At 71.9% G+C, this 18,805-nt stretch carries 17 protein-coding genes, 1 tRNA gene and 1 pseudogene; 7 read left to right on the plus strand and 12 right to left on the minus strand.

Features of this window, described 5'->3' with window-relative positions; all coding sequences use genetic code 11:
* Positions 1-5: 5 nt before the first annotated feature.
* From K8F61_RS07440 to K8F61_RS07460, 5 genes are all read right to left on the minus strand, one after another.
* Positions 6-914, minus strand: coding sequence for an ABC transporter ATP-binding protein (locus K8F61_RS07440; protein WP_231821202.1), 909 nt, complete (start codon positions 912-914; stop codon positions 6-8).
* Positions 911-2,002: a FecCD family ABC transporter permease gene (locus K8F61_RS07445; RefSeq protein ID WP_231821203.1), complete on the minus strand. Its 1,092-nt coding sequence runs from the start codon at positions 2,000-2,002 to the stop codon at positions 911-913. The genes K8F61_RS07440 and K8F61_RS07445 overlap by 4 nt, the downstream gene beginning before the upstream one ends.
* On the minus strand, positions 1,999-3,060 hold the full coding sequence (locus tag K8F61_RS07450) for a FecCD family ABC transporter permease (RefSeq protein WP_231821204.1): 1,062 nt from the start codon (positions 3,058-3,060) through the stop codon (positions 1,999-2,001). Before K8F61_RS07450 ends, K8F61_RS07445 begins: the two co-directional genes overlap by 4 nt.
* Positions 3,061-3,091: 31 nt before the next feature.
* On the minus strand, positions 3,092-4,153 hold the full coding sequence (locus tag K8F61_RS07455; RefSeq protein ID WP_231821205.1) for an iron-siderophore ABC transporter substrate-binding protein: 1,062 nt from the start codon (positions 4,151-4,153) through the stop codon (positions 3,092-3,094).
* Positions 4,154-4,268: 115 nt separating this feature from the next.
* Positions 4,269-5,102, minus strand: coding sequence for a helix-turn-helix transcriptional regulator (locus K8F61_RS07460; RefSeq protein ID WP_231821206.1), 834 nt, complete (start codon positions 5,100-5,102; stop codon positions 4,269-4,271).
* Positions 5,103-5,200: 98 nt separating this feature from the next.
* Here K8F61_RS07460 and K8F61_RS07465 point away from each other — a divergent pair, with 98 nt between their 5' ends.
* From K8F61_RS07465 to K8F61_RS07475, 3 genes are read left to right on the plus strand one after another with little or no spacing between them, the layout of a single operon-like run.
* The gene (locus K8F61_RS07465; RefSeq protein ID WP_231821207.1) at positions 5,201-6,823 is read left to right on the plus strand and encodes an ABC transporter transmembrane domain-containing protein; all 1,623 of its coding nucleotides are present in this window, start codon (positions 5,201-5,203) and stop codon (positions 6,821-6,823) included.
* Entirely contained in the window at positions 6,820-8,652 is a 1,833-nt protein-coding gene (locus tag K8F61_RS07470; protein ID WP_231821208.1) for an ABC transporter ATP-binding protein, read from the plus strand. The genes K8F61_RS07465 and K8F61_RS07470 overlap by 4 nt, the downstream gene beginning before the upstream one ends.
* A complete protein-coding gene (locus tag K8F61_RS07475; RefSeq protein WP_231821209.1) occupies positions 8,619-9,407 on the plus strand; it encodes a siderophore-interacting protein in 789 nt (262 codons plus the stop codon). The genes K8F61_RS07470 and K8F61_RS07475 overlap by 34 nt, the downstream gene beginning before the upstream one ends.
* Before the next feature lie 228 nt (positions 9,408-9,635).
* On the opposite strand, the gene K8F61_RS07480 is transcribed toward K8F61_RS07475, so the two are convergent.
* The 7 genes from K8F61_RS07480 to K8F61_RS07510 form a co-directional block, all read right to left on the minus strand.
* Positions 9,636-9,708: transfer RNA gene (locus K8F61_RS07480), tRNA-Arg, on the minus strand.
* Positions 9,709-9,724: 16 nt separating this feature from the next.
* On the minus strand, positions 9,725-10,429 hold the full coding sequence (locus tag K8F61_RS07485; RefSeq protein ID WP_231821210.1) for a DUF998 domain-containing protein: 705 nt from the start codon (positions 10,427-10,429) through the stop codon (positions 9,725-9,727).
* 57 nt (positions 10,430-10,486) lie between these two features.
* The gene (locus K8F61_RS07490; RefSeq protein ID WP_231821211.1) at positions 10,487-10,876 is read right to left on the minus strand and encodes a DUF1304 domain-containing protein; all 390 of its coding nucleotides are present in this window, start codon (positions 10,874-10,876) and stop codon (positions 10,487-10,489) included.
* 58 nt (positions 10,877-10,934) lie between these two features.
* Positions 10,935-11,903, minus strand: a complete 969-nt coding sequence (locus tag K8F61_RS07495) for a DUF4436 family protein (RefSeq protein WP_231821212.1) — start codon at positions 11,901-11,903, stop codon at positions 10,935-10,937.
* A gap of 75 nt (positions 11,904-11,978) precedes the next feature.
* Complete coding sequence (locus K8F61_RS07500) at positions 11,979-12,800, minus strand: CPBP family intramembrane glutamic endopeptidase (RefSeq protein ID WP_231821523.1); 822 nt, start codon at positions 12,798-12,800, stop codon at positions 11,979-11,981.
* A gap of 44 nt (positions 12,801-12,844) precedes the next feature.
* Complete coding sequence (gene trmB, locus K8F61_RS07505; protein ID WP_067245049.1) at positions 12,845-13,570, minus strand: tRNA (guanosine(46)-N7)-methyltransferase TrmB; 726 nt, start codon at positions 13,568-13,570, stop codon at positions 12,845-12,847.
* Positions 13,571-13,601: 31 nt separating this feature from the next.
* Positions 13,602-14,441: a DUF3097 domain-containing protein gene (locus K8F61_RS07510; RefSeq protein ID WP_231821213.1), complete on the minus strand. Its 840-nt coding sequence runs from the start codon at positions 14,439-14,441 to the stop codon at positions 13,602-13,604.
* A gap of 176 nt (positions 14,442-14,617) precedes the next feature.
* Here K8F61_RS07510 and K8F61_RS07515 point away from each other — a divergent pair, with 176 nt between their 5' ends.
* The 4 genes and pseudogenes from K8F61_RS07515 to K8F61_RS07530 form a co-directional block, all read left to right on the plus strand.
* Complete coding sequence (locus K8F61_RS07515) at positions 14,618-16,639, plus strand: TPM domain-containing protein (protein WP_231821214.1); 2,022 nt, start codon at positions 14,618-14,620, stop codon at positions 16,637-16,639.
* A 54-nt stretch (positions 16,640-16,693) separates the two neighbouring features.
* Positions 16,694-17,437, plus strand: coding sequence for a PspA/IM30 family protein (locus K8F61_RS07520; protein ID WP_067245043.1), 744 nt, complete (start codon positions 16,694-16,696; stop codon positions 17,435-17,437).
* Positions 17,438-17,511: 74 nt separating this feature from the next.
* Positions 17,512-18,339 carry an arginase family protein gene (locus K8F61_RS07525; RefSeq protein ID WP_231821215.1) on the plus strand — a complete coding sequence of 276 codons (828 nt, stop codon included), beginning with the start codon at positions 17,512-17,514 and terminating at the stop codon, positions 18,337-18,339.
* Positions 18,336-18,782: pseudogene (locus K8F61_RS07530) on the plus strand (Fe-S oxidoreductase); the annotation flags it as partial. The gene K8F61_RS07525 and the pseudogene K8F61_RS07530, both read left to right, overlap by 4 nt.
* Positions 18,783-18,805 lie beyond the last annotated feature (23 nt).

The following is an 18,805-nucleotide window of genomic DNA, read 5'->3' on the forward strand; positions in this document are numbered from 1 at the left end:
GTGCGTCACCGTTCCCGCGCGGAGCGGTGGCGCACCGCCGGTGCGTCACCCGCGCCGAGCGGGCGACACGGGATCACCAGCGGCGTCCCCGTCTCCGGATCAGGCATGATGCGGCAGGGCAGATCGTAGACCTGTTCGACGAGCTCGGGCGTCAGGATGCGGGACGGATGCCCGGCGGCGACCACCGCGCCGTCCTTCATGACCACGAGATGATCCGCGTAACGCGCCGCCTGGTTGAGATCGTGGAGCACCACCACGATCGTCCGGTGCAGTCGCGAACGGAGCCGTTCGAACAACTCCAGGAGACCGTACTGGTGCGAGACGTCGAGGAAGGTCGTCGGCTCGTCCAGCAACAGCACCGGCGTCTCCTGCGCCAGCGTCATGGCGACCCAGACGCGCTGCCGCTGGCCCCCGGAGAGCTCCTCCACCAACCGGCCGGACAGCTCGGTCGTCCCGGTCGCCTCCAGCGCCGCCGTCACCGCGGCCTCGTCCGCCTCCGACCAGCGATCGAACATCCCCTGGTGCGGGTGCCGCCCGCGCGCGACGAGGTCCGCCACCCGGATCCCCTCCGGCGCGAGGGACGACTGCGGGAGCAGCCCGAGCCGCGTGGCCAGGCGACGCGTGGGGATGCGGTGGATGTCCGTCCCGTCGAGCAGGACCGCCCCGTCCGCCAGCGGCAGGACGCGGGCGATGGCGCGCAGCAGCGTCGACTTCCCGCACGCGTTCGGACCGATGATCGCCGTGTAGGACCCCGGGGCGATCGAGATGTCGACGCCGTCGAGGATCATCCGGCCGTCATAGCCCGCGCGCACGCCCTGGGCGCGGAGGATCTCCCGGGCGGCTGCCGCGTTCACCGAGGCCCCTGACGGCCCGCGCAGTCCGATGGTGCGACGGGGACGGGTGAGCGGGGTCATATTCTCCTCCGGAACTCCGAGACCAGGAGCCACGCCAGATAGGCGCCGCCCAGTGAGACGGTGACGACCCCGACCGGCAGCCCGAGCCGCTGCGCGAGCACGTCAGAGGCGAGGAGCGTGAACGCCCCGACGAGTGCCGAGGGCATGAGCATCATCCCGGATCCGCCTACGAGACGACGCGCGATCTGCGGGGCGGCGAGCGCGACGAACGAGATCGGTCCGGCCCCGGCGGTCACCAGCGCGGTCAGGGCCACGCCCAGCACGACCGCTGCTGCACGGATGCGATTCGCTCGCAGTCCCAGGCCTCGCGCGGCGTCGTCGCCCAGCTCGAGCTGCCGCAGCCCCGGGAGCACGGGGACGAGTGCGACGAGCAGCGCCACGAGGAGTGCGGTCAACGGCCAGAGCTGGTCGTAGCCGAGCGCGTTGAAGGAGCCCGCCGCCCAGAGCGCGGCGAGCATCGCGGTGTCGGCATCGACGGCGAGCATGAGCGCCGAGTTGAGCGAGGACAGCAGCGCAGCCACGCCGATCCCCATGATGATGAGCCGGAAGGGCTGCACGGTCCCGCGGCGCGAGGCGAGCATGTAGACCACGGCGGCCGTCGCGCACCCGCCCAGGATCGCCCCGGCCGCCACGTCGAGATAGCGGGTCGATCCGAGCAGCAGCATCATCACCACGGCCCCGGAGTAGGAGCCCGCGGAGAAGCCGATGACGTCCGGAGAGCCGAGCGGATTGCGGGTCAGCGACTGGAAGATCGCGCCCGACACCGCCAGTGCGACGCCGCAGGCGATCGCGAACAACGCCCTGGGCAGCCGCCACTGCACGACGAGCATGCGCGCCTGCTCGTCGCCCGCACCGATCAGGGCGCCCACCACGGCGTCGAGGGGCACGGAGAGGCTCCCTGTTGTGAGCGAGAGCAGGGCGAGCAGTGCCGTCGCGCCGGCGAGCGCGCCGCAGACGACCGCCGAGCGCGTCCCCGCCATCGTGGAGACACGCGGCAGACGCACCACGACGGCGCGGTAGCCGTGGTCCAGTGCCGGGCGGCGGAGCCACCGGGATGCGAGGCGCGGGGGAGTGTCGCCGTCGGTCACAGCCCGCTCACCGACCTCCGACGCGCGAGGAGGATCAGGACGGGCGCGCCGACGATCGCGGTCACGAGTCCGACCCGCAGCTCGCCGCTGGGCAGGATCACCCGCCCGAGGATGTCGGAGACCAGCAAGAGGATCGGGGCGAGGACGATCGTGTACGCGATGATCCAGCGCTGATCGGGACCGACGAACCACCGGACGGCATGCGGGATCATGAGCCCCACGAAGCCGATCGGACCCGCCAACGCCGTGGCCGTGCCCGCGAGGAGGGTCACGGCGACGATCACGACGACTCGGATGCGCCCTCCCCGGACGCCGAGCGAGGACGCGAGCTCGTCGCCCAGCGCCAGGGCGTTGAGGGAGCGGGCGACCGCGACGCTCAGCACGAGGCCGAGGAGGATCAACGGGGCGAACGACAGCACCACGTCGAGCGCGCGTCCGCCGAGCGAGCCGACGCCCCAGAACCGCAGGTCGTCGAACGTGTCCCGATTCCCCAGCACGATCGCGCTGCTGACTCCGCCGAGCACCGCGCTCAGGGCGACGCCGGCGAGCGTGAGCTTCGCCGGAGTCGCTGTGCCGCCGCCGGTCGCTCCGAGCAGGGAGACGAGCACGGTCACGGTCGCCGCGCCCAGCAACGCGAACCAGACGTAGCCGAGCGGGGCCGTGACGCCGAGGAATCCGACCGCCGCCGTGACGGCGAAGGTCGCTCCGGCGTTGACCCCGAGGATCCCCGGGTCGGCCAGCGGGTTGCGCGCGTAGGCCTGGATGAGGGCTCCGGAGACGCCCAGCGCCGGGCCGACCACGAGCCCGACCACGGTCCGCGGAAGGCGCAGCTCCCGGATCGTGACGTGCGCGTCGATCCCGTCGTCGTAGAACCACAGCGCCTCCCAGACAGTGCGCAAGGACATCTCGCGGGCGCCGACACCGATGCTCGCCAGCACGACGACCGCGAGCACCACGATGGCCGCCACCAGACCGACCAGACGCAGCGCCGAGGAGCGGGCGACGCCGGCCGGCGCGGTCCGCTCCTCGATCGCGCGCGCCGTGACCGGGATGGTCACCGTCGGTGCGTCCGTCGACCGGGCCGGAGCGTCATTCGGCGCCGCCGACCACGGCGCCGCCGTCGATCGCCGCCGAGATGTCCTCGATGTGGCCATGCTCGATCGCCCACGGAATGCTGAGGACGTCGGGGCCGCTCGTGGCCATGCCCAGCGTCGCCCCCTCTGCGACGTAGTAGCGTCCCGCGACGATCGGCGCCCAGCGACGGAAGACCGGGTGCTGGAGGGTGTAGGCGGTCTCCTCGGCGGAGTTGGACCAGGCCAGGACGACGTCGGCCTCGACATCGGAGAGCTTCTCGAGACTGATGCCGGTGTAGAAGAGCTCCGGATCCAGTCCCTCGCTCGCCGGGGCCAACGCCGGGCTGTCCACCATGCCGAACTCATGCAGCAGAGAGACGCGCGCGTCCTCGGTGATGTACGCGGCCATCTCCGCGGAGCCTTCCGTGAGGGCGAGGCTGTAGAGGAACGAGGCGCCCTCCAGGTTCGGATACCTCGCGGTCTCGGCGGCGATGGCCCGCTCGGTGCTCTCGATCACCTCTTCGGCCCGCTCCTGCTCTCCCAGGATGGTCCCGATGATCTCGGTGTGCTCCTGCCACGTCCCGGACGTGAACGGGCGGTCCATGTAGGCGACGGTCGGAGCGATCTCGCTCAGCCGCCGGTACTGAACCTCGGTGAGGCCCGAGTACACGGCGACGATGACGTCGGGGCGGAGGCTCAGGATCTGCTCGTAGTCGGGCCCGTCCTCGCTGCTGCGCAGGATCTCGGGCATCTCGCCTCCGAGCTCGTCCTCCACCTGCGCACGGAACCACGGCGAGAAGCCGTCCTCGTCGCCGCCCCAGGTCTCCGGGACTCCGACGGGCACGACACCGAGGGCTGCCACGATGTCGTGGTTCATCCAGCTGAGCGTGACCACGCGTTCGGGCTTCTCGGGAATCGTCGCCGTCCCCAGCGCGTGTTCGATGGTCACGGGGAAGTCCCCCGACGTCGTCACGGAGGACGGGTGTTCCTCCGCCCCGGGGGATGACGAGCAGCCGGCGACCACGAGGGCCAAGGCGGCGAGGAGGACGAGGACACCGGAACGGCGGAGTGTAGACATGGAACCTCTCAGCAGGCGATCGGCAGCCAAGTAAGGCTTGCCTTAGTCGAGCCTAGGGAGGACGACTTGCCACGGACTGACACGTCTTATCGCCGAGCAGACAGCCCTATCCGGCTCACTCGTCCGCGGATCCCGGCAGGAAGCGGTGCGGCGGCCGCCCCATGACGCGGTGGAACGCGGCGCTGAACGCGCTGATCGTCGCATAGCCGACGCGGCGAGCGACGATGCCGACCGGGATCCCGTCCCCGAGCAGGCGCACCGCGGCGGACATCCGCGCGGCCGTGCGCCATTGACTGAACGTCATCCCGGTCTCGGCGCGGAAAGCCCGTGCGAGCGTCCGAGCGCTCAGCGAGGCGGACCAGGCCCAGTCGTCCAAAGAGCGTCCATCCCCCGGGTCCACCATGATGGCGCGGGCGATCGCAGCGATGCGGTGGTCCCGCGGCAGGGGCAGCTCGATGACGGGCCGGGCCTCGTCGGCGATGAGCTCCAGGCACACGCGCTGCGCCCTCAGCCGCTGCTGCTTCGGCATCCCCGTCTCGGACAGGTACGCCAGCAGCTCCCGCAGAGCCGGGTTCACGGAGACCGCGCGCACCTCGCCGATCGGCGCCTCCCACGCATGGGGCAGCACATGCAGCGCCGCGAGCGTCGTCGCCGCCGACCGAGCGGCGGTATGCGCCGTGCCCGCCGGCACCCAGAGGCCCTGCCCCAGCGCCAGCCGATGCCGCGCCCCCTCCACATCGACGACCGCCGTCCCGCGCTCGGGCCAGAAGACGACGTGCTCGGGATGCCGGTGCTCCTCGGGAGAGCAGCCGTCCACGTCGTCCACATACGCATGGCGGAGATACCGGGTGGTGAGCAGATACCCCTCGGGGACGATCGGGCCGCGCAGCGGGGCCTCCGACCCCTGTAGCCGACGCGCGTCGGACAGCGGAGCGACAAGCGTCATCATCCGTCCTCCAGTTAGGTAAGGGTTACCTTCATTCTATTGTCTGATCGGCGACAACTTCCGTCGCCTGCTGAGATGCCCCGCTCCCTAACGTGAGAGGAGTGACTCCCCCGCCCCCGACCGCCCCGGCGACGCCGGGGCGCCTGATCCGCAGTGCGCTGATGTCGCACGGACGGGGATGGCGCCTGACCGCAGCCACGGCCGGGTTCATGCTCCATCAGGCATCCGAGGCGCTGGTGCCGGTGCTGATCGGCGTCGTCATCGACCGCGCCATCCTCCCCCGCGACCCGGCAGCTCTCCTGCTCTGGTGCGGTGCGCTCGCCGCCCTGTTCGTCGTGCTGTCCGTCAGCTATCAAACGGCGAGCCTGACCATGGTGCGGGTCTACGGCCACGGCGAGCACCACCTCCGCCAGCTCGCCATCGGACGCGTCCTGCATGTACGGCGTCTCGCTCCTCGCCCAGCCGGGGAGATCCTCTCCATCGCGACGAGCGACACCTACCGCGTCGCCGGCGTGGCCTGGAGCGTCGCCGAGCAGGGTGCCACGATCGCGGCGCTCCTGACGGCGGTGGTCACGCTCCTGCTCGTCTCGATCCCGCTGGGCATCGGCGTCCTTGCGGGCGCCCTCGTCGTCCTCTGGGCGATGGCGGCCCTGGCTCGCCCGCTGGAGCGGCGCGGCGCGGCCGAGCAGCGAGCGGCCGCGGCGGCGAGCGCCCTGGCGACCGACGCGATCGCGGGCCTCCGGGTCGTGCACGGCCTGGGCGCCCAGGGGGCGCTGCTGGCGCGCTACCGTCGAGCCAGCGCGGAATCGTGTTCGGGAGCGGTGCGCGCATCGCGCGCGCTCCTGAACTATCAGGCGGTGAGCACCGCGGTGTCGGTCGGCTACCTCGCCGTGCTCGCCGGGGTCGCCGGGTGGATGACACTGCAGGGCGCGCTCAGCCCCGGCCAGCTCGTCACGGTGGTCGGCCTGGCTCAGTTCCTTCAATCCTCCCTCGAGCACATCGGGACGTTCGGCGCGAACTGGGCGCACAAGCGCGCCTCCGCACGACGCCTGCATGAGCTGGTGACGGCCCCCTTCCTCCTCCCGGGCGGGGAGTCCGTCGCCCCTTCCTCCGGGCCGCTGCGCTGGGCGCGGCCCGGAGGCGCTCCCGTCGTGATGCGCGAGGGACGCATGACGGGCGTGCGGGTGAGCCGCGCCGATCAGGCCCGCGCGGTCGCGGCGCGGCTCGCCTTCCGCACTCCGCCGCACCCCGGCGAGGTCCTCCTCGGGGACCGGGATGCGCTCGCGCTCGGCCCCGGCGCCTACCGCTCGCGGGTCCTCGCCGCGCCCCACGATGCGACCCTCTTCACCGGGACGCTGCACGAGAACGTGGCCCCCGCGGGACCGCTTCAGGGCGACCTCGTGCGCGCGACCGCGCTCGACGACGTCATCGCGCATGCAGGATCGGCGAACCACCCGGTCGGGGAGTCGGGCCGTCGCCTCTCCGGAGGGCAGCGACAGCGTGTGCTGCTCGCCCGCGCCCTGCATTCCCCGGCCGACGTCCTCGTGCTCGACGAGCCGGTCACCGCCCTGGATCCGGTCACGAAGCAGCGCGTCGCCGCCGGCCTGGCCCGCACCGGGCGCACGATCGTCGTCATCACCGCCGATCCGGTCCTTCTCTCCGCCTGCCACGAGGTCGTCGACCTCGGCGCTGCGGAGACGGAAGGGGACGGGTCACGCCCATGACCGATGTCCTTCCGGTCGCCGGTCCTCGCGACACCCTACGCACGCTCCGGCCCCTCCTCTCCCGCCGACGCGGCTCCGTCTCCGCAACGATCCTGCTGCTGCTCGCGGGATCCGCCAGCGCTCTGGCGATCCCGCCCGTTCTCGGCCGCATCGTCGACGTCACCCTCGACGGCGGTCCCCCGGTCTCGATCGCGTCGTACGCCCTCATGCTCGCCGGCGCCGGTGCGGCCTCCGCCATGTGCTCCTGGTGGGGCGGGAGGCTGCTGGTCGCCAGCATCCAGGGAATGCTCGCAGAGCTCCGCGAGGGGGTGTTCGACGCCGCGTTGCGTGTCGATCCCGCCGTCGTCGAGGACGCCGGCAGCGCGGACGTCGTATCCCGGCTGACGGGCGACATCGACGCGGTGACCGAAGCGGCGTCCGGGGTCCTCCCCCGGTTCGTCGGCGCCCTGTTCACAATCGTGCTCACCGCCGCGGGCATGGCGGTGCTCGATCCCTGGCTCGCGGTGGCGGCGCTCGTCGCCGTGCCGATCCAGTTCCTCGCCGCCGCCCGGTTCCTCCGGCGCTCTCGGCCGCTCTACGTGCGGCTGCGCCGCGAGGAGGCATCCCGTGCGCAGGCGATCATCGAGGGCGTCGCCGGTGCGGAGACCATCCGCGCGCACGGACGCGAGGAGGCGCGGCTCGCCCTGATCGCGCGGCGCAGCCTCACCGCGATCGAGACCCAGCGGTCGACCGCCCGCGCACGCAATGTGTTCAACGGCACCCTGAACCTCGCCGAGCTCGTGGGGCTCGTCGCCGTGCTGGCGACGGGACTGTGGCGGGTCGGCGACGACGCGGTGACCGTGGGCGCCGTCACGGCGGCGGCGCTGTTCTTCCACCGGCTGTTCGGTCCGATCGGCGCGCTCCTGTCGAGCATCGACGACCTCCAGCGCGCCCACGCCGGCCTCGAGCGCCTCGCCGGTCTCCTCGGGCTGCCCCCGCAGGAGCGCACGGGGATCGTGATCCGAGACGGCGCCGTGATCCTGCGCGACGTCTCTTACTCCTACCGGTCCGCGTCCGCGACGCGGCCAGCCGTGGACGGCGTGAGTCTGAGCATCCCGGCGGGCTCCTGCATCGTCGTCGTCGGCGCGAGCGGATCCGGCAAATCGACGCTCGCCCGCCTCGTCTGCGGTCTCGGCATCCCCGACGCCGGGACCGTCCTCGTGGGCGGCGTCCCCGCCGCCCGGGCGATGCGCGCCGATCACCGTCCCGCCGTGATGACCGTGACGCAGGAGACGCATCTGTTCCCCGGCACGCTCGCAGACAATCTGCGGCTGGCCCGCGCGGGCGCGACCGACGAGGAGCTCCGGGAGGCGCTCGACCGGGTCGGCGCCGAGTGGACCGGCCCCTTCGAGGACGGCGTCGGCGCCGAGCTCGGCCCGGACCTCGACGCGCATCGGGTCCAGCAGATCGCGCTTGCCCGCGTCCTGCTCGCCGACCCGCCCGTGGTCGTGCTCGACGAGGCCACGGCCCATGCCGGATCCGACACCGCCGTGGACCGCGCCGTCGCCGCTGTGGTCCGGCACCGCACAGCGGTCGTGATCGCCCATCGACTGCACCACGCGGCGCTCGCGGACGACATCGTCGTGCTCGAGAACGGCCGGATTGTCGAGCACGGCACGATGTCCTCCCTGCTCGCCCGCGAGGGCACGTTCCGGACTCTCTGGACGGCCTGGCGCGACACGGCCGCCGACACCGCCCGAACCATCACCGAGACCGACGCCCTCGACACCGACACCTTCGAAAAGGAGAACAGCCCGTGGCCGTGCCCTGCGCCCCCGCCCGCGTCGTGACCGTGACGCGCCTCACCCCCCACATGATCCGGGTCAGCTTGGAGCCTCTCGGCGGATGGCGTTGGCACACGGACGGCATCGGAGACGAACGGATCGACATCGCCCTTCCCCGCCCGGGCGAGACCGTCGCCGACATCGCCGTCTTCAACCTGCCCGAGTACGGCTCGGGCTGGCAGGGTGAGGAGCCGCCGTGGCGCCACTACACGGTCCGCGCCGTGCACGACGGCGGACGACGGTTCGACATCGACTTCGTCGTCCACGGGCACGGCGTCGCCTCCTCCTGGGCGGAGCGGGCGGCCCCGGGTCACGTCCTCGGAGTCTTCAACGACCTGCCGAGCCGCTCCTACTACGACCCGCCCGAGGACGCGGTCGAGCAGATCCTGGTCGCCGACGCCACCGGCCTGCCCGGACTCGGCCGGATCGTGGAGGGCCTCGCACCGGGCACGCGTGCGATCGCGATCGCGGAGGTTCCCGACGAGGCGGATGTCCAGGAGTACGCCACCGACGGCGACGTCGAGTTCCGCTGGCTGATCGGCTCGGGCAACGGCCGTGGTCCGAGCTCGCTCCCGCTCGCCGTCGCGGAGCTCACCGCCCCCGCATCGCCCTGGTACGCGTGGGTCGCCTGCGAGGCGTCCGCCAGTCGTGCCATCCGTGGGGACCTCCGCGTACGACTCGGCTCCCCTCGGGATCGCCATCACGCGATCGGATACTGGACGATGGACAAGGCGGGCGACGCTCCCGCCGAGGTCGACTGAGCCGGACGCTCCGCGCGGACCAGGGATCGCGGCACGATGCCGGCGGGGTCCGTACGACAACGGGGCACGGCACGTCACGCTGATCGATCCGGAGCGGAACGGCGTGTCCCTGGCGGAGGCGCCGGTACCGTCGTGACGCCGACGGAGTCGGGCCCCGACGGCGACCAGGAACGGAGAGAGCCCCGGCATGCTGTGCATGCCGGGGCTCTCTCGATCGTCCTGCTGACGTGCCCCCGACAGGAATCGAACCTGCGACCTACGGTACCGGAAACCGGCGCTCTATCCGCTGAGCTACGGAGGCGTACCGAACGATCCTATCAGCGCCAGAGGGGCTTCTCGGACACCGGCATCCCGCGGGACCGTCGCCCGGAGATGATCAGGGCTCCGCCGACGAGGAACAGCCCGGCGAAGACCGGATATGCGGCGAGGCGCTCGATCCCGCCGAGCCCGAGCCCGAGGTCGGATCCGAGCAGGCCCGCGGCGATCGCGCCCAGTCCGATCACGGCCAGCACGGCGATCGCGAGCGCGAGCACCGGTCGCCCTTCGCGCGAGGCGAGGACGGCGACGGCGACCATCAGCAGGTTGCCGCCCAGGATCGCGAACAACGCGCCCAGGCTGTGCAGGAACAGCCGGACGGGATCGCCTCCGATCGCCTCCGCGAACGAGCCGGGGAACAGCCCGACCGTGATCAGACCGATCGCGTGGACGACGGCCAGGACGGCGACGACCATGCGCGCGATACGGTGCGGGCGTCCGGCGCGAAGGGCGTCGCCGAGGACGATCACCGCCGTCAGGACGAGGAGGCCTTGGAGCACGAAGGAGACGTCCATGAGGAGATAGGCAGGCGAGCAGACGGTCCGCCCGAGCTCCACGCATTCGGGAACCCCGAGGTCGCTGATGTAGTTCTCGCCGTAGCTGTACGGCGTCCTCGTCCAGGCGGCCGCCGTGATCGCCTCCGCGAGGAAGTACTGCACCCCGGCGAGCAGCAGCACGCCCGCGGTCGTCAGCCGAGTCCGATCCATGGCTCCATCGAACTCCGTCGAAGAGCTTCGAGCATCTCGGGGCCGATGCCCCGCCTGTCAGGGCAGGAGGTGGAGCACGAGAACGACGACGGCGAGGAGCGGGAACGCGCCCTGCATGGCGGCGGCACGGAGCTTGCTGCCGTCCGCGAGGACGAGCACGAGGGCGGCGGCGAGCATGGTCCCGGTGCCCGCGAGCATCAGCGTGACGCCCGCGCCGACGATGCCGACCGCGGCCAGCACGATCCCCGCCGCGGCCATCACCGCCAGGAACAGGTTGTAGAAGCCCTGGTTGAAGGCGAGCTGGCGCATGACGAGCGCATCCTGCTCGCTCGCCACTCCGAACACCTTCCGCGTCGCGGGCGCGGTCCACCGCACGGACTCCAGGACGAAGATGAAGACGTGCACGAGCGCGGCGAGGCCGGCGAGGATCGATCCGAGAAGGAGCATCCGACGATTCTGCCGCCCCGGGCTCGCGACCGCCAGCGCGTGGCCACCGGGGCGCAGCTCAGTCGGGGCGCTCGGCGTGTCCCCGCAGCGCTTCTCGGCGCCGCGCGGACGCTCTCGCCCGCAGGGATGCCGTGACCTCCGGCTGCGGGCTCCCCCAGCGATACCAGCCCACGACGCTGATCATCAGCGCCAGGATGAGCCCGGCGATCACCCAGAGCACCACCAGATAGTCCACCCAGGACCCGACCGGCGGCTGACCGGGCAGGAAGTTGCGCAGCGTCGGCGTCGCGAACAGCATGCCCGCGTTCCAGGTGAAGAAGCCGACCTCGACCCTCCGGCGCCCGCGGAACACCATGATCGCGACGGTGAGCCCGAGCACAGGCATGATGACCATGAGAGCCAGCAGGACGAGTCCGAACGCGATGGCCGCGGTCGCCCGCCGCACCTCGATCTCGTACTGCACGACGGAGCTCTGCCCCAGGACGTACCTCTGGTCGGTCTGCGCGAGCGAGATCACCCACCCCGGGACGTGGTGGGCGTCGAGCACCAGCCCGCCGGGCAGCGTCTGCGAGGCACCGTCACCCGCGGTGTATCCCACCGTGACCAGCGTTCGGGCGGGGTGACGGTCGAACGGCCACTGCTCGATCTGTCCGCTCGTCGGAAGCCGGACGGTCTGCGGCACATCGAGGTACCCGCCCGCGAAGGTCACGGTGCTGCTTCCGCCCGCGGACGTGAACAGCACCACCACGTCGCCGCCGTCCGACGCCTCGCTCAACTGCTCGCGGCTCTTCTTCGTGAGCGACACGTCGAAGGAGAGCCGGTCCGTTCCCGCATCGACGTCGGTCGGCGTGAGACGCACGTGGACGGCGGCCGGGTCCTCGTCGGCCGGCGAGGGGGAGGCAACCGGCGCCGTGCCCCGTGCATAGAGGAGGACGACGGCGGCGTACAGAGCGACGAACACCAGCGCGCACACCACGATGAAGGTCGGGAACGATCGTCTCCTCGACGCCTTCGCCCGCCCGCTCACGCTCCGCCCCTCTCCGCCGTCCCGCTCCGGGCACGGCTTCTCCGACGCTAGCAGCGGGCCGGACGCCGCTTCGGCTCAGACGAGGAAGATCGGGAGCAGCCCCGGGTTGTGCGCGTGCACCAGCACGAGGAAGACGACCGCGTCGAAGAGCAGGTGCACGGTCACGACATAGGCCAGCGAGTGGGTGCGCAGGAAGATGAACCCCTGCAGCAGCGCGAACGGGATCGTGAGCACCGGCCCCCAGGCCCGATACCCCAGCTCCCAGAGGAACGACACGAACACGATCGCCTGCAGGAGATTGGCCGCCGTGTCCGGGAAATGGCGGCGCAACAGGGCGAAGACGGTGCAGATGAAGAACAGCTCGTCCCAGATGCCCACGGCCCCGACCCCGACGAAGAGCCGGGCGATGAGGTCAGGGGTGTCGACCACCGGCCAATTGAGATAGACGCCGCTGGTGATGAAGTAGTACGGCAGGATCGCCCAGCCGAGGACGAGCACCAGGACGAGCCATCCCCACTGCCAGGTCGTCCAGCGGCGCCCCGTCCGCCACGGGAAGCGGATCGCGCGATCGCGGAAGACGAAGCGGGACACCACGTAAGGGACGACCACTGCACCGCCGAGCGCCAGGGTGAAGCGGAGCATCGCCGCGTTGTCCAGCTCGGCCGCCAGCGGGATGGCGCTGACGATCAGCAGGCCCAGGGCGATGAGGGTCAGGTCCCGGGTGAGGCTCTTCTCCCCCCGGCTCAGGATCCGTCCTCGCTCGGAGACCGCGGCGATGCCGATCCCCACGGCGAGCAGCGTCATCCCGAGCCAGGGCAGCAGGAGGACGAAGAAGGCCGGCGCCGCGAGGCACACGGCGAGGGCGGCGGCGACCTGTGCGGAGCGCGGCCCCGACATGACCGGCGTCCCGCCGGTCGCGTGCACCTCCGCTTCGCCCATGGTCACCCCCGGTCGACGCGCCGGTAGACGAGATCGCGGATGTCTCGCCCCTTGGCGATGCCCTTGCGCTCGAACGCCGTCATCACCCGTCCGTCGAAACGCTCGGCCCATTCACCGTCGAAGGCGCGCACGAACTCGGGCTCCGCGTCGAGGACCTCGCGCATCTGCAGGGCGTAGTCCTCCCAGTCCGTGGCCAGACGCAGCAGTCCGCCGTCGCGCAGCGCATGCCCGGCGATCCGGCCGAACCCCGGTCGCACGAGACGACGCTTCGTGTGGCGCTTCTTGTGCCACGGATCGGGGAAGAAGACCCACGCCTCGTCCGCCGCCGCCTCGGGGAGGAAGGAGGACAGCACCTCGGGCGCGTTGGCCTCGACGAGACGGAGGTTGCGCACCCCGGCGCGGTCGGCGTCGAGCATGGTGCGGGCGAGCCCCGCCCGGAACACCTCGACGGCGAGGAAGTCGGTGTCCGGCCGCGCCGACGCCGCGGCGACGATCGCATGCCCCTGCCCCGACCCGACCTCGACGATCAGCGCGGCCGCTCGCCCGTAGCGCTCGGCGGGGTCCAGTCGGGCATCCGGGTGCACCGACGTCCAGGCGACGTCGCGCGGCACGTCGATGAGGTATTGCGCGGACAGCTCCGCGAACGCACGCTCCTGCGCCTCGGACATCCGCCCGCTCCGGCGCACGAAGGAGACCGGTTCATCGCGGAAGGTGCGGGGCTCTGGCATCCCTCCAGGGTATCCGGGCGCAGACGCGGGCTCAGCCGGTCGGCTCGGTGACGAAGTCGATGAGCTCCTCCACCCGGCCGAGCAGGGCGGGCTCCAGGTCACGGTAGCTGGAAACTCTCGACAGGATCCGCTTCCACGCGTGCGCGATGTCGGCCTGCGTCTCGGCGGGCCAGCCGAACGCGTGGCAGATCCCGGTCTTCCAGTCCGTGCCCCGAGGGATCTGCGGCCAGGCGCGGATGCCCATCGCCGCGGGCGTCACGCACTGCCAGACGTCGATGTAGGGATGCCCGACGATCCGCAGGTGCGCGCCGTGCGGGCCCTGCAGGATGCGGTCGACGATGCGCGACTCCTTCGACCCGGCCACCAGGTGGTCCACCAGCACGCCGTAGCGGCGGGATCGACTCGGCGGCTCGGCGGCGAGGAGGTCGTCGAGCAGATCGATTCCCTGCAGGTACTCGACGACGACGCCCTCCACCCGGAGGTCGTCCCCCCACACCTTCTCGACCAGTTCGGCGTCGTGGCGCCCTTCGACGAGGATGCGGCTGGGCAGCGCGGCGCGGGCGCGCTGGTCGGCGACGGCGAACGAGCCCGACGCCGTGCGCTTCGGTCCCGATGCCTTCGCCGCCGGCATCACGAGCCGGACGGGCTCGCCGTCGATCAGGAAGCCGCCGCCGAGGGGGAACGCCCGCCGGCGCCCCTTCCAGTCCTCGAGCTCGACCAGGCCGCCCTCGACCCGGGTGATCGCCCCGCAGAACCCGTCGACCGCGACCTCGACGACGAGGTCCTTCTCCGCCGCGACGTCCGTCGCCTTCTTCGCGCCCTTGTCCCGCCAGCCAGCGGCAAGGACGTCCGATCCGTACCTGTCGTCCATCCCGACCAGCCTAGGTTCGCACCGGGGCTTTCCCTGGCCGCCCACGCGGAGACGGGCCCCGGGGGCGTCGGCGGCGACGATGCGTTCGCTGAGAGCGCTCGAGTCCGCTACCCGCTGTCGGAGGCCTGTGAATAGACTCGCAACCGGAGCCGCACGGCTCCGCGGAGGGAGCGAGCATGCGGGCGCGCTGGACGATCGTGGTCGGCCTGGTGCTGGCATTCCTCGTGTCGGGGACGTTCGCGTCCGCGGCGTCGGCCACCGATCCCGGGCGCCTGGACGAGGGGCACGTCACCGACGTCAGCGGCGTGCTCACGCCCGCGCAGGAGGACGCCGCGGAGGCGCGGCTGGCCGAACTGGCTGACAAGGCCGGCGCCGAGCTCTTCGTCGTCTTCGTCCCGGAGTTCACGAACCCGTCCGACAACGTCGACTGGGTGGCCGCGACGGCGAACGGCAACGGCTTCAACTCCCGCCAGTACCTCGTCGGGATCGCGACCGAGGGGCGGACGTTCGCCATCGCCGGCCCGACGCAGGACGGCCCGATCTCGGTCGCCGACCGCGAGAAGATCACCGACGCGATGCTCCCGGCGCTTCGGGAAAGCGACTGGGCCGGCGCCGTCACCGCCGGCGCCGACAAGGTGCAGGACATGCTGGTCGATGCTCCGGCCCGCGCGGCGACGACCTGGGCGATCATCGGCATCGTCGCCCTCGTCGCTGTCGTCATCATCGTGATCGTGGTCCTCGTCCGCCGCGCTCGCCGACGGGCTGCGGAGCGCGCCCGCAAGGAGCAGGAGATCGCCGACCTCGCCCAGCAGGCCGGCGTCGCGCTCGTCCGGACCGACGACGTGGTCCGCATGAGCGAGCAGGAGATGGAGTACGCCAGGGCACAGTTCGGCGACGAGGTCATCGGCGAGTTCTTGACGGCTCTGCAGACCTCGCGAAAGAACCTGGACGAGGCGTTCTCCCTGAAGCAGAAGCTCGACGACGAGATCCCCGACACGGACGCCCAGCGGCTGGAGTGGAACCAGCGGATCATCCAGCTCTGCTCGGAGTCGACCCAGGTCCTGGAGGAGCGCAAGGCCGACTTCGACGCGCTGCGGAAGCTCGAGCAGAACGCGCCCGAGGCGCTGGAGAACGTCCGCCGCCTCCGCGCCGCCGCGGGGGCGGAGATCGACCGTGCGGAGCAGATCCTCGCGACCCTGACGGCCACCTATGCCGCGACGGCCGTCTCCGCTGTCACCGACAACCCCGCACAGGCACGCTCGCGTCTGTCCTTCACGGACCAGCAGATCCAGGCCGCAGAGCAGCAGATCACGGCGGGCGAGACGGGCGACGCCGCCGTGGCGATCCGTGCCGCCGAGGGCGCGGTGCAGCAGGCGACGCAATTGGAGGACGCGGTCGAGCGCCTCTCGACGGACCTCAAGACCGCCGACGACGGCACCACCGGCCTCCTCGCCGAGATCCAGCAGGATCTGCAGACGGCACAGAGCCTGCCGGACGCGGACGGGTCCGTGGCCCGTGCGATGGACGTGGCCCGAGGCCAGGTCGCACAGGCCCAGGCGCTGCTCGGCTCCTCCGGGCGCGACCCGCTCACGGCTCTGCGCGTGCTCGACGCCGCGAACGACGCGCTCGACGCCGTCATCCAGCACGTCCGCGACGAGCAGGCGAAGATCGCGCACGCGCGCAGTGTGCTCGGCAGCACGATCCAGCGTGCCGACGCGCAGATCGCGTCCGCCGACGGCTTCATCCGCAGCCGCCGCGGCGCGATCAGCTCGGCGGCCCGCACCCGGCTCGCCGAGGCCCAGACCGTCCGCGACCACGCCCGCAGCGCCGCCGACGGGGACCCGGTCGCGGCCTTGGCGCTGGCTCAGCGCGCCGACAGCCTCGCCACCGAGGCGCTCCGACAGGCGCAGCAGGACGTCAACGCCTGGGACGACGGCCCGTGGGGCGGTGGCGGCGGGCGCGGAAACGACGACACCCTCGGCGCTCTTCTCGGCGGCATTCTCATCGGCCGCGCCTCGGGAAACCGCGGCGGCGGCGGAGGCTGGGGCGGCGGTGGCGGCGGCGGACTCTTCGGCGGGGGCGGCAGCAGCGGAAGCAGCGGCGGCTTCTTCGGCGGAGGCGGCGGAGGCTTCTCCGTCGGCGGCTTCGGCGGAGGAGGCGGCAGCAGCCACTCCGGATCCAGCGGAGGCCGATTCTGACCCTGTCCTGTCCCTGACCCACAAGCACGACCCGCAATGCGAAAGGAAACGCCCATGACCAAGCAGTCGATCTTCGGTCGCATCTCGACCCTGGTGAAGGCGAACATCAACGCGCTCCTCGACTCGGCCGAGGACCCGCAGAAGATGCTCGACCAGCTCGTGCGCGACTACACCAACAACATCGCCGACGCCGAGTCGGCCATCGCCGAGACGATCGGCAACCTGCGCCTGCTGGAGCGCGACCACGAAGAGGACGTCCAGGCCGCGGCGGAGTGGGGCAACAAGGCCCTCGCCGCCAGCCGCAAGGCCGACGAGCTGCGCTCCTCGGGCAGCGCCGCAGACGCGGACAAGTTCGACAACCTCGCCAAGGTGGCCCTGCAGCGCCAGATCAGCTCGGAGCGCGAGGCGAAGGCCGCCGAGCCGCAGATCGCGTCGCAGACGGAGATCGTCGACAAGCTCAAGAGCGGCCTCAACGGCATGAAGCAGAAGCTCGAGGAGCTGAAGAACAAGCGCAGCGAGCTGCTCGCCCGCGCCAAGGTCGCCGAGGCGCAGACCAAGGTGCAGGAGGCCGTGGGCTCCATCAACGTCCTGGACCCGACCAGCGAGCTGGGCCGATTCGAGGACAAGATCCGTCGTCAGGAGGCGATCGCCCAGGGCAAGGCCGAGATCGCCGCCTCGTCGATCGACGCGCAGTTCGAGAGCCTCGAGGACCTCGGCGAGCTCACCGAGGTGGAGGCGCGCCTGGCCGAGCTGAAGGCCGGCGGCGCGCCCAAGCCGCAGGCCGCGATCGAGGACTGAGGTCCTCCGCCGCACCCACGACGGGGAGGGCTCCCGACAGGGGCCCTCCCCGCTTCGATCCAGGGAGAAGGATCATGTCCCGTTTCCTCGTCGTCCCGCAGTGGCAGGGCTCCCCCGCTCCCCGCGCCATGCTCCTCACGGACGGAGCCGCCGCCATCGCCGGGGACCTCCCTCGGGCGGCCACCACCCTCCTCGACGTCCCTCTGGAGGCCGGTGACGCTCAGGGCACGGCCGTGCACCGGCTGAGCAGCCTGCGCCGGACCCAGGAGCTCATGCGGGACGTCCTGACCCAGCCGGGATCCGGGACCGCCGACGAGCCGACGATCGTCATCGGCGGCGACTGCAGCGTCTCGGTCGCCGCCGTCGACGCCCTGCCCGGCGGCCTGGACGACGTCGCGATCGTCTGGTGCGATGCGCACCCCGACCTCCACACGCCGTCGTCCTCCCCGTCCGGGGCGTTCTCCGGCATGTCCCTCCGTGCGATCCTCGGAGACGCGACTTCCCCGCTTCCCGCGCGTTCGGGCATCGCTCCCGAGCGCATCGTGCTCGTCGGAGCGCGGGCGATCGACGAACCGGAACGCCGGTTCGTCGACGATTCCGGGATCGCCGAGCTCTCCACGCTGGAGGACTCCGCCGCCCTCGCCCGGGCGGTCGCCGACACCGGAGCATCCCGCGTCTACGTCCACGTGGACGTGGACGTGATCGACCCCGCCGAGCTCGCCGGCGTCTCCCAGCCCGCCCCCTTCGGTCTCTCGGTCGCCGACCTCACTGCGGCCCTGCGCGCCCTGCGCGCCCAGCTCCCCCTCGCCGGGGCGACGATCGCCGGATTCGCTCCGCGGTCGCCGCTGGCCGCGGTCGACGACATGGGCACGATCCTCCGACTGATCGGCGCACTCGCGTGACGCGGACCGATCCGGACTCGGTGCTCCGAGAGGCGGCGGACGTCCTCGCGCGCGGGCGCCGATTCGACGCGAGGATCCCCTCGGTCCTGCTACGCTCCCCGCTCAGCCGGCTCGGCTACCTCTGGGGCACGGCCGTCGGGTTGGTGTGGGGCGGCCTGTGGAGCACCGGCCCCGTCGAACGGCGCGGGGGCCTGTGGGTCTTCCGCGGCATGCCCTCATGGACCTTCGCTCGCGGCGGCGTGTGCGTCGGCGGCTGCTTCCTGACCGGCGACGCCGAGCCGGACGAGCGTTTGCTGCGCCACGAAGCCGTGCACCGCACCCAGTGGCTCCGATACGGGTTCCTCATGCCGGTGCTGTACCTCTTCGCCGGGAGAGACCCGCTGCGCAACCGCTTCGAGATCGAAGCCGGCCTGGAGGACGGGAACTACCTGCCGCGGCGCGCTCGCAACGACGGAGTCGTCCGAGC

The sequence above is a fragment of the Microbacterium resistens genome, from assembly GCF_021172025.1.
GTDB lineage: Bacteria > Actinomycetota > Actinomycetes > Actinomycetales > Microbacteriaceae > Microbacterium > Microbacterium resistens.

Coding starts and splice junctions, on each gene's coding strand:
- K8F61_RS07440 (WP_231821202.1), bottom strand. CDS start 914: ATGACCCCGCTCACCCGTCCCCGTCGCACCATCGGACTGCGCGGGCCG.
- K8F61_RS07455 (WP_231821205.1), bottom strand. CDS start 4,153: ATGTCTACACTCCGCCGTTCCGGTGTCCTCGTCCTCCTCGCCGCCTTG.
- K8F61_RS07460 (WP_231821206.1), bottom strand. CDS start 5,102: ATGATGACGCTTGTCGCTCCGCTGTCCGACGCGCGTCGGCTACAGGGG.
- K8F61_RS07470 (WP_231821208.1), top strand. CDS start 6,820: ATGACCGATGTCCTTCCGGTCGCCGGTCCTCGCGACACCCTACGCACG.
- K8F61_RS07485 (WP_231821210.1), bottom strand. CDS start 10,429: ATGGATCGGACTCGGCTGACGACCGCGGGCGTGCTGCTGCTCGCCGGG.
- K8F61_RS07490 (WP_231821211.1), bottom strand. CDS start 10,876: ATGCTCCTTCTCGGATCGATCCTCGCCGGCCTCGCCGCGCTCGTGCAC.
- K8F61_RS07500 (WP_231821523.1), bottom strand. CDS start 12,800: ATGTCGGGGCCGCGCTCCGCACAGGTCGCCGCCGCCCTCGCCGTGTGC.
- trmB (WP_067245049.1), bottom strand. CDS start 13,570: ATGCCAGAGCCCCGCACCTTCCGCGATGAACCGGTCTCCTTCGTGCGC.
- K8F61_RS07510 (WP_231821213.1), bottom strand. CDS start 14,441: ATGGACGACAGGTACGGATCGGACGTCCTTGCCGCTGGCTGGCGGGAC.
- K8F61_RS07515 (WP_231821214.1), top strand. CDS start 14,618: ATGCGGGCGCGCTGGACGATCGTGGTCGGCCTGGTGCTGGCATTCCTC.
- K8F61_RS07520 (WP_067245043.1), top strand. CDS start 16,694: ATGACCAAGCAGTCGATCTTCGGTCGCATCTCGACCCTGGTGAAGGCG.
- K8F61_RS07525 (WP_231821215.1), top strand. CDS start 17,512: ATGTCCCGTTTCCTCGTCGTCCCGCAGTGGCAGGGCTCCCCCGCTCCC.